The organism is Xanthomonas cassavae CFBP 4642, assembly GCF_000454545.1.
Taxonomy (GTDB): Bacteria; Pseudomonadota; Gammaproteobacteria; order Xanthomonadales; family Xanthomonadaceae; genus Xanthomonas; species Xanthomonas cassavae.
On record NZ_CM002139.1, the window covers coordinates 3,153,570 to 3,163,064 of the forward strand.

At 63.0% G+C, this 9,495-nt stretch carries 6 protein-coding genes and 3 pseudogenes; 6 read left to right on the forward strand and 3 right to left on the reverse strand.

Annotated elements, in window-relative coordinates; translation table 11 throughout:
* The first annotated feature begins 91 nt into the window (after positions 1-91).
* The 6 genes and pseudogenes from XCSCFBP4642_RS0113955 to XCSCFBP4642_RS29685 all read left to right on the forward strand — a co-directional run bounded on the left by XCSCFBP4642_RS0113955 (position 92) and on the right by XCSCFBP4642_RS29685 (position 7,466).
* Positions 92-1,114, forward strand: a complete 1,023-nt coding sequence (locus XCSCFBP4642_RS0113955) for an IS1595 family transposase (RefSeq protein WP_029218604.1) — start codon at positions 92-94, stop codon at positions 1,112-1,114.
* A gap of 672 nt (positions 1,115-1,786) precedes the next feature.
* Complete coding sequence (locus XCSCFBP4642_RS0113960; RefSeq protein WP_029218605.1) at positions 1,787-2,443, forward strand: DUF1629 domain-containing protein; 657 nt, start codon at positions 1,787-1,789, stop codon at positions 2,441-2,443.
* 30 nt (positions 2,444-2,473) lie between these two features.
* Positions 2,474-2,719: pseudogene (locus tag XCSCFBP4642_RS30975) on the forward strand (AHH domain-containing protein); the annotation flags it as partial.
* A 39-nt stretch (positions 2,720-2,758) separates the two neighbouring features.
* A pseudogene (locus tag XCSCFBP4642_RS30795) lies at positions 2,759-3,436 on the forward strand (hypothetical protein); the annotation flags it as partial.
* A gap of 111 nt (positions 3,437-3,547) precedes the next feature.
* Positions 3,548-6,676, forward strand: a pseudogene (locus tag XCSCFBP4642_RS29680) (hypothetical protein); the annotation flags it as partial.
* Entirely contained in the window at positions 6,588-7,466 is an 879-nt protein-coding gene (locus tag XCSCFBP4642_RS29685) for a hypothetical protein (protein ID WP_084624527.1), read from the forward strand. The pseudogene XCSCFBP4642_RS29680 and the gene XCSCFBP4642_RS29685, both read left to right, overlap by 89 nt.
* Positions 7,467-7,505: 39 nt before the next feature.
* Here the strand turns inward: XCSCFBP4642_RS29685 and XCSCFBP4642_RS0113975 are convergent, their stop codons facing one another.
* The 3 genes from XCSCFBP4642_RS0113975 to XCSCFBP4642_RS29235 are packed head-to-tail and all read right to left on the reverse strand — an operon-like array spanning position 7,506 to position 9,418.
* The gene (locus XCSCFBP4642_RS0113975) at positions 7,506-8,216 is read right to left on the reverse strand and encodes a DNA-methyltransferase (RefSeq protein WP_029220338.1); all 711 of its coding nucleotides are present in this window, start codon (positions 8,214-8,216) and stop codon (positions 7,506-7,508) included.
* Positions 8,134-8,451 (reverse strand): Com family DNA-binding transcriptional regulator, encoded by a 318-nt coding sequence (locus XCSCFBP4642_RS27155; RefSeq protein ID WP_323134708.1) that lies wholly within the window; start codon positions 8,449-8,451, stop codon positions 8,134-8,136. The genes XCSCFBP4642_RS0113975 and XCSCFBP4642_RS27155 overlap by 83 nt, the downstream gene beginning before the upstream one ends.
* Complete coding sequence (locus XCSCFBP4642_RS29235) at positions 8,405-9,418, reverse strand: phage portal protein (protein WP_029220340.1); 1,014 nt, start codon at positions 9,416-9,418, stop codon at positions 8,405-8,407. Before XCSCFBP4642_RS29235 ends, XCSCFBP4642_RS27155 begins: the two co-directional genes overlap by 47 nt.
* Positions 9,419-9,495: the final 77 nt, after the last annotated feature.

Below are 9,495 nucleotides of genomic sequence, written 5' to 3' on the forward strand. Positions count from 1 at the left end.
CCTGATTAGCCCTGACCATCAGCCGCCTGTCGCAGGATCTGCGCCGCGCTGGGTGGATGCTGCTGTCACCTGAAGCCAACGAGGTGGCGTGATGAGTATCAATGCCGTGCAGTTCCAAGCGGGATTGTCGATGCCTGAGTTCTTCGCGTCCTACGGCACCGAAGCCAAGTGCTATCGCGCGCTTTACAAGTGGCGCTGGCCGCAAGGCTTTCGTTGCCCTGTTTGTGCCGGACGCGTGCGCTCGCGTTTCAAGCGGGGTGCTGCGATCTACTACCAATGCAGCGCGTGCCGGCATCAGACCAGCCTGATTGCAGGCACGATGTTCGAAGGCACCAAGCTGCCGCTGCGCACCTGGATGCTGGCGTTGCACCTGCTGACCTCGACCAAAACCAACATGGCCGCGCTGGAGTTGATGCGGCATCTGGGCGTCAACTACAAGACGGCCTGGCGGATGAAACACAAGATCATGCAGGTTATGGCCGAGCGCGAATCCATGCGGAAACTGGCGGGTTTCGTGCAGATCGACGATGCCTATCTCGGCGGCGAGCGTAACGGTGGCAAGGCCGGACGCGGATCGGAGAACAAACAAGCGTTCCTGATTGCGGTGCAGACCGATGCCACCTTCACCGCGCCGCGCTTTGTGGTGATCGAGCCGGTGCGCAGCTTCGACAACACCTCGCTGCAGGACTGGATTGCCCGTCGCTTGGCGCCCGAATGCGAGGTCTACACCGATGGGCTGGCCTGCTTCCGCCGGCTAGAAGACGCCGGCCACGCGCACACCACGCTGGACACTGGCGGTGGTCGTGCCGCGACCGAAACGGCCGGTGCACGTTGGCTCAACGTGGTGCTGGGCAATCTCAAACGCGCCATCAGTGGCGTGTATCACGCCATCGCGCAAGGCAAATACGCAAGGCGTTACCTGGGAGAAGCGGCCTATCGTTTTAATCGTCGATTCCGCTTGCGCGAGATGCTGCCACGACTTGCCACGGCCATGATGCAATCCACACCATGCCCAGAGCCGGTTTTNATGCTGCCACGACTTGCCACGGCCATGATGCAATCCACACCATGCCCAGAGCAGGTTTTACGTGCAGCGAGCAATTTTCATGGCTGAGAGTCGGGGCTAATCAGGAGGGTAATTGAGAGGTAATGGGATTACCTTTCGGGGAGGTAATCACGCCCCCAAAAAATACCCTTAAATTTCAATCACATAACTTTTCTATGGAAGCCGGATTACCTTAAATCACCCCAAAAGGTAATCCGGAAATTCCCATTGGCATCAATTGCTTAGGCCTTGTTTCAGGCTCCGGATTACCGATTACCTCGTTCCGATGGTCATTTACCGAAATGCGCCGGGAGGCCTAGCAACGGATCGCAGCCGGTCGCCCCCGCGAAGCCCCCCAGGCGCGCAGCGATCTGCAGGGAAGAAAGGCCTCCTTGAATCGCACGGATCGGTAACAGCAGCGCGGTCTAGGCCCACCCTGCGGGGGTGCAGCGAAAGCCATGCATGAAGACCGCAGGCGTGGCGGGGCGACGATTGCGCGCGCCAGGGCCAGCGCTGTCCGTAGGCGTCGGGGTTTTCCTACTGCGTCGGTCGCTGAAGACGTGCAACATAGGGGGCCGTATCCCGTCCCAACAGGGCCTACAACATGCCAGCATCCGCCGCCGGCCCTGCCTCCATTACTGGCGATCAAGCGCAGAGGTGGGCGTCTGATGGGGAGGCAGCGAAGCGACTCACTTGTGGGCACCTGTTCGACGCATGCTGGATTGTTGAGAGAAAGTACCTATGAATGAAGCAAAAGAAGCCCGCGCAACACTCGACAGCACACCTCAAAAAGGTGCGTTCTACATCTTCAGACCTGATATGCGCAGTGGTGGGTCTGGACATGGCGTGGTGTTTGAAAACGAGAAGGCACTCCGCCCAGAAGGCAGGGGCATCATTCGACCACCGGACGGAGGGTTCCCGCCGCTGAAAGAAGCTCCGCGCCTTCGATATAACCAAAGTCGAGGACAGATGCCGAATGATCTGCAAGGCGGCTTCAGCGGATACTGGCTAACCTCAGACCCATTAAAGAGAGTGCTCGAATCCATTGATCCCAAAGGATTCGAGTTCGTGCGCTGCGATTTTCTTCTGGAAGACGGATCGCAAGGCCCTCAATATTACTTGTGTGACGTCACCAGAGTGATTGATGCGATCGACGAGGGTGCGTCAACGGTCAAGGTTCTGACGGAGGGATATTCGAAAGGCAAGTACTTCGATCTGACTGGCGGCGCGAGCTTGGCTTTCGATAAGGAAGTCGTTGCATCGGCCCACGTCTTTCGGACGCCGTACACGGCAGACGCTTTCTGCGATCGCTTATTACGTGATGCGCTGATCGAAAACGGTTTCGGCAGATCACCAAAAACACGTGGAGTCAGACTTATCGACGCTTCGGCTTACTGACTGTCTATCGCGACCAAAGAGCCAACAAGCATGCCTGCCAATCAAGTCATCCTTCATAGTCATCATGTAATTGAACAAGATGTTTTTCGCGATCATCTTTTGCTCCAGAAGCTAACTGAGCATGGCCTCATCGATGAGCATGCGTCCGCAAATCGATTGTATTTGCCGGTAGACGGCAAACTAGCCGACGCAATTGAAACATCGCCTCATCGGGGACGGACGCGAGGTTCTTATACAGATGGAGTCACAGACTTTCTGAATCGACTTGAGAAAAATGATGTTGGTCAGGCAGCGCTGGATGACGATCAAGTAGCACTGAGAAAAATTGCCGCTCAAGTTCACGATTTTCGAGACACACTCAAAGTCGCGCTCATCAATGGCGATGCATTTGCAACTACCCCAGATCGCTTGACCAAGGCCGAAACGAACGCGCAAAACCGCAGCACCCTCTCCGAGATTGATCAATACCGCGCTGCCCATGAAGACCAGTTGAGAACGCTGCGCTCCATGAGCGATGTCGAATCCGAATGGGCCGCGATCACCCACTCCGAGAGGCGAATCACAGAAGTGATCGATGTCGCACGGACGACGGGGCGCAATCTCGTCGGCGTCCCGCGTGAACCCGACGTCCTAGTACGCGAGATCGCCGGCCGCGAGGAATTCCGCATGGCCATTGCGCACGCCGAAGATGCCGGCCGAGTGAGGCTATCCGAGTCCAATGCGGCGTTGGTCCAGCAGGTCCTGGATGACACGCCGACAGCCATCGGCACTGCTGCGCGCAGCATTCGCCAAGGCGCAGCCGCTACACCGCATGCGCCGTACACACCAGTCTCCCAACGCGGCTTCACCACCGCCGAGCTGCTGGCCGGCGAGCTCTCCGCCGGCCAGGCACTGCGCACTGCCGGCCTGCTCGCCACCGCCGCCGACACGGTAATGACCGGCCAACGCGCCACGCAGCTTCTGGGCCAGGACAACCCGCTCGCCGCACAATCGGAGCTCGCGCATTTNCGCACTGCCGGCCTGCTCGCCACCGCCGCCGACACGGTAATGACCGGCCAACGCGCCACGCAGCTTCTGGGCCAGGACAACCCGCTCGCCGCACAATCGGAGCTCGCGCATTTCGCCGGCCGCAACGTTGGCGGCTGGGCCGGCGGTACTGCCGCTGCCTACGCGCTGGGGAGCTCGGGCGCCGGACCGATGGTGCTGATCGCGGCCGATGCGTATTTCTTGAGTACTGCTGGCGAGAAGGCCGCCGCGTTGCTCGACAACCGCGCCATCTACACCCAGACCGATCGCGAGGGCACGCAGTGGTCGTTCGATGGCCGCGCCTGGGCGCGTGAGGGCAAGGCCGACACTACCAACGACGGTGTGGACAACCCCACATCCACCCCCATCGTCGCCAGCTACCAAAAGGCACGCGAATTCAATTACCAGGCCACCAACGCCGCTGCCGCGCTCGCCCTCAAAGATGCGCCCGCTCCGCAGGATCCGTATCGCCAGCCGGCCAACGCCACTGACCGCCCCAGTCTGAGCACGGCCGACTGGCGGCGCGATGCGGCGGACGGCCAGTGGCATCGGCTGGTCAAGGCCGAGATCTCTGGCGCCAATGATCGTGGCAACTACGTGCAGGAAACCGCTTCGCCGCAACGCGCAGCCGAGCTGGACGCGCAAGCGCAGGAGGTCATCGCCCGCAACATCGCCAACAGTCCCGGCGCGATCGCCGCGCGCTATGAGCTGGCGCACCACCGCAGCGGCTGGGCGGCCGATGGCCTGCCGATGTCGCCGGCCGTGCAGCAGGCGCTGCCCGACCCGGATGCGTTGACCGCCTCCGACGGCCAGCGCTACTACCGCAACATGGATGGGCAGTGGACCAGCAACGGCGCCCCGCCCGATGGCAATCGCGTGCTGGAACTTGACACCACGCGCACACTGCTGCAACCGGCACTGGCCGAGCAAGCGCAGGCGATTGCCGCCATCGGGCAATCGCCGCAAGACCTACAGGGCGAGCAGACGCTCTACCGCTATCGCATTGTCGGCACCGAGTTGCAGCCGCAATGGCGCGAGGCGATCGAGCTGGCGACCCAACGCACCCGGGAGGCCGAGGGACTCACCGGCGATAGCGCGCTGCAACTGCAGCGCGGGCCTGGCGGTACGTTTGGCGCCGATAGCCCCATCGCGCATCTGCAGCGTGGCACCGATGGCGTAGAGCGCATCGTGGCGGTCACCAGCAGCGAAGACATCCGCCAGGTACTGCGGGAGGTACAGGCGCGGCAGCAGCCCGCGGCCCCCACACAGCAGCTGGCCTCCATGCCGCGCCCATCCGAGGGATCGGCAGATAGCGACACATCTGACGCCAACGCATCCTCCAGCCCACAACTGGTGATGGATCTGCAGGTGCGGATGCAGGTCGCCAGTGCCGCACAGGCGCGTCAAGAACAAGACCAGCAGCAACGCCAGACGCAAGATCAGCAACTGGCCCAGACACGCGCCCACGCGCTGGAGGCGCAGGCATCGCACGACGTCCGGGCGAAGGCTGCGCAGGCGCTACAGGCGCATGCCGCGCTGGAGCTGCTGCAGCGGGACGCGCAGCGACTGGAAGAGCTNCACGCGCTGGAGGCGCAGGCATCGCACGACGTCCGGGCGAAGGCTGCGCAGGCGCTACAGGCGCATGCCGCGCTGGAGCTGCTGCAGCGGGACGCGCAGCGACTGGAAGAGCTGGAAGGTCAGACACAGGACGCCCAACAGCGCGAACAAGCGCAGCAGCAGGCCCAGGAGACGCAGCAGCGCGAGCAGGAAGCACGCCAGGCACAGGGCGTCCAGCAGAGCCAGCAGGAACGCCTGCAGGCGCAGACTGTGCAACATCCCGAGCAACAGCCGCTGCACGCCCAAGCGGCTCCACAACGCGAGCAGGAGCTGGCACAGGAAGCAGCCTCGCGCGAGCCGTCGTCGCTCCATGCGCAGGACACATCGCCGCGCCAACCCGAGCAGCGGTCTACCCAGGATGACCTCACCCAACGACCCCAGGAACAGCTGGCAGAGCCTGCGCAAGCACATGCATCCGACGTAGCGCAGCAGCAGCGGCCGCAAAGCCAACACGCGCAGGAAGAGCGTCCACAGGAAGTTCAGCAGCAGCCAGCGCAGAGCGCGGCGATCACGCAGACAGCACCGACAGATCAGCAGCAGGTTGCGTACCTGCACAGCGGCCAACGGTCGATGACGGCGCACGCCTCGCATGCGCTCCAAGATGCACCAGCGCATCAACCCGCGCAGCCGGCGGATGCGCGCCTGGCCCAGGCGGCGACCGCGCCTTCCGCACCATCATTCGCCACCCCGGTGGCCACAGAACACCGCGATGATCAACAGGCGCGCACGCCACAGGCTCAAGCATCGGAAGCACCAGATCTCCCTGCAGCGATCCCAGTGTCCGCACACCTCGCGCAAGCGGCAGCGCCATCGCTGGAAATGCCGACCGCTGGCCGCGCAGCCGATCCACCCGAGGACGCGACCGATGCACGCGAGCCGCTTTCCGCGTCCCTGGTAGATCAGCACGACCGTCCTGCCGCTGTGCCCACCGATCCGGACTCCTGGGAGGAAATAGCGCGCTCCATGCGTGAGCTGCGCATCCAACTCGAACAGGAGCTCGAAACAGAAAACCGCGTCGCAGAAGCGCGGCAGGCGCGCGTGGACCGTGGTGAACGGCCGTTTACCGAGTTGGAATTGCGTGATGGGTACGATCCGGATGGCCCCTCTGGGCTGAGACCACCACGCGCCCCGCCAGCAGACACCGCGCCACACCCTCTGGCCGCTGGCGAGCAGGAAGATCGGCCGCAGCCCCAGCGTAAGACCATCACCGGCGATCCGGATGTGGACGAGTTGCTGTACGCCATCGACTGCAAGAACGAACTGGCGATCGAACAGGCCTTGAAACGTGTCGCCAATAGTCCCTACAGCCAAGCGCTTGCCAAACAAGGGCATGAATTTCTGGATGCCCAGGCAATGCAGGAAGCCCAGGAACAGGCGAGTACGCGCCAGGCACTGAACATGGACGTCTCGGCAGAGGTGCAAACCAGCCGTGGCCCGGTGATGGTGCTGACGCTACCGCAGTTCGCCAACGGACCGGCGATGCAAGGCGGTCCGCAGGGTGATGGTGGCGGAGACGGCGGTGGCGGTGGCGGTGGAGGCGGCGGTGGTGGCGGTGGTGGTGGTGGTGGTGGTGGTGGTGGTGGTGGATGATCGCAACACGTGCGGCGCATTGAATTATCGAGAGAACACTATGGACATGCAGGACACCTCCGCGCTACCCGATGTCAACGGGTCGGAACGCACACTGAAAGAATCGATCCAGGCCATGGCGGTGGTGATTGGGACGCTGCAGCGGCGAGAAGACGCATTGGAAGCTCTAGTCCGGGAGCAGCTTCAGCTTCTGCGGAGCGCGGTCAATAGCGCCGATCAGCGCGTCAATCGTGTGGTGGAAAACGCGCTGCCCCGGCTAACGCAATTGAGCAATCAGGCGCTGACGCAAACGCTGGAACCGGCGGCTGAGCGATTCAACAAGAAGATGGCAACTGCGGAGCAGGCCGTCCAGCAGGCCACCCAGCGTTATGTACATGCACAACATTCCCTGGAAACGACGACAACGCGGCGCATGTGGATCGCATCGATTGCGCTGCTGGCTGCGGGTGTCATGAGCATGGTCGTCGCTGGCTATGCGCTCTACAGCACCAAAGCGGCTGTCGCTGAAGCCGNGACAACGCGGCGCATGTGGATCGCATCGATTGCGCTGCTGGCTGCGGGTGTCATGAGCATGGTCGTCGCTGGCTATGCGCTCTACAGCACCAAAGCGGCTGTCGCTGAAGCCGCCCAGCTCCGGGCAGAAATCAACTTTCTGGATCGCGTTGCCCGCGCCAATCTGGTGGCCTGCGGCGAAGACAGGCTGTGTGCGGAGCTGGAGAAGAAGGGACCGCGCTACGGCGATCGCGGGCAGTATCGGGCGATCACCTTGCGCTCATCCACCCAGCAATGAAAAACCGAACCGCCACAGGGGACGGCTCGGTGATGTTGATTACAGGGCTGTCAACCGGTCGCGCGTAACGGCAGCATACTGATCGGTCATCTCGATACCCACCGCCTCGAAGCCTTCCAGCTGCGCGGCGACCAGCGTAGTTCCAGACCCGGCAAATGGGTCAAGCACGCGCCCACCTGACTCGCAGATCCGCACCAGCTGCCGCATCAACCCGGTCGGCTTGCCGGTCAGGTGATGCTTGTCGGCCTTGCGTACCGACTCACGGATGACACCCGGCAGCACTGGCGCACGGCGGTCCAGCGGCATGTTGCCCTTGCTGCCCCACACGATGTATTCGGCCTGGTTGCGGAAGCGCCCCAGCTGCGGCCGCACGCCTTCGGTTTTGTCCCAGACAGTGATGCCGCGCCAGGTGAAGCCGGCGATCTGCAGCGCATCGGTGGTCAGCGGCAACTGCCGCCAGTCGGTGAACAGCAGCACCGGCGCGCCCTCCTTGAGCACACGCGCGCACTCGGATAGCCACAAGTGCATCCACTTCAGGTGCGAGCGCTGGTCGCGCTCGTCGCCGACAAAGTCGGCATGCAGTTGCGCGCCACCGCCCTGGACGTACTTTACCGAGGGCGGCTTGGCCCGCGCGGCGGCATGCAGCCCACCGCTGGCATATGGCGGATCAGTGATCAGCGCGTCGAACGAATTGGCTTCGAGCGTGGGCAGGATGGTCAGGGCGTCGCCCTGCAGGAGCTGGTTTTTCATGGTGAGAGCCTTCTTGGATTCGCTCGCGGCGATCGGAGGTGAGGCTCTCGGCCTTCAAGTGATTGAGCGTGCCGCAGCGCGGGCACTTGATCTGGATTTCATCAAAGGCGCCGGCCTTGCACAGCAGGCGGGCGCATTCGCCACAACGGAGATTCTTGAGCATTGCGTGGTCTTGCGGTGGGAAAGGATTACGCGGCCGCTGGCGGCGCATAGGGGGTGAAGGCGATGACCTCATCGCCCACCCAGTCGTTGATCTTCAACATGCGCGCCTGCAGCGGCTCCAGCTCGTTGGCGGCCCACACAGCGGCGGCCTCACGGATCGAGCCAAAGCCGCCAGCGTTCTGCGGCACGATGCCCATGAGTTGCGGGGGGATGCGCAGCGCGGCCAGCATGTCGTCGCGGGTAATGCCCTTGATGCCGCTGAACTCGTCCTTGGCCGCCACTTCGCTGACAGGGATGAGCTTCAGGCCATCCTTGTTGCCGCCTGGCGAGTACAGGAACAGGTTGCGGAAGTTGCCCGGCCCCTTGGCGCCCTTCATGGCGGTGCGCAGCGCGTCGACGTCTTCCTGGCTCTGCTGCGGGTCGGTCAGGTACAGGATGAAGCCGGCGTGCGAGCCATTGTTGTAGTACTTGCGGCGGAACAGCGTGGCGGACTCGTTGAGCAGCGCCGACTGCATGGCGGGCATCCATTCGGGCAGGCCGTAGAGCTCTTGGTCGACATCGGCTTCGCGCAGCTGGAACACGCTGCCCGGCTCGAACACGTGTTCGTCGTGCCAGGTGCGCACCTGGAAGTACTCACCCTCGGTGATGCCGCGCCGCATGTATTTGGACAACGGCGCAGCCAGTGACAGTGCACCGCCCATGCGGTTGCGGCGGCGCTCAAGGTAGCCATTGCCCAGCGTGATCCAGTCCAGCGACAGCTGCTCGAAGGCCTCGCGCGACAGCAGCCGGTGTGGCTTGAACGTGCGCGCCAGCATGTTGCGCTTGAAGATCAGCCCGGACTGCAGGAACGGATTGCTACGGGTGGTCTTGGACAGGCCGTCCAGCGCCACCGGCGGCTCGTACCAGCGCCCGTTCTGCCAGCATTCCAGATAGTCCAACACCCCGCGCCCATCGTGCACCGGCGTCGGATCGCCAAAGGTGAAGACTTCGGCACGTGCGGGCGCTGCAGGCGCGGTGGCGGGCAGCTGGTCGGTCAACATCAAGAGATCTCCATGAAGCCGGAGTTGCGCGCAGTGCGCCCTTCCAGCGGTTCGTTCTGCAGCGCGTGGAACAGGGC

What these genes read in the sequence shown, in the direction of transcription:
- XCSCFBP4642_RS0113960 (WP_029218605.1), top strand. Translation starts at nt 1,787, where the DNA reads ATGAATGAAGCAAAAGAAGCCCGCGCAACACTCGACAGCACACCTCAA.
- XCSCFBP4642_RS0113975 (WP_029220338.1), bottom strand. Translation starts at nt 8,216, where the DNA reads ATGAAAAACCAGCTCCTGCAGGGCGACGCCCTGACCATCCTGCCCACG.
- XCSCFBP4642_RS27155 (WP_323134708.1), bottom strand. Translation starts at nt 8,451, where the DNA reads ATGAGGTCATCGCCTTCACCCCCTATGCGCCGCCAGCGGCCGCGTAAT.
- XCSCFBP4642_RS29235 (WP_029220340.1), bottom strand. Translation starts at nt 9,418, where the DNA reads ATGTTGACCGACCAGCTGCCCGCCACCGCGCCTGCAGCGCCCGCACGT.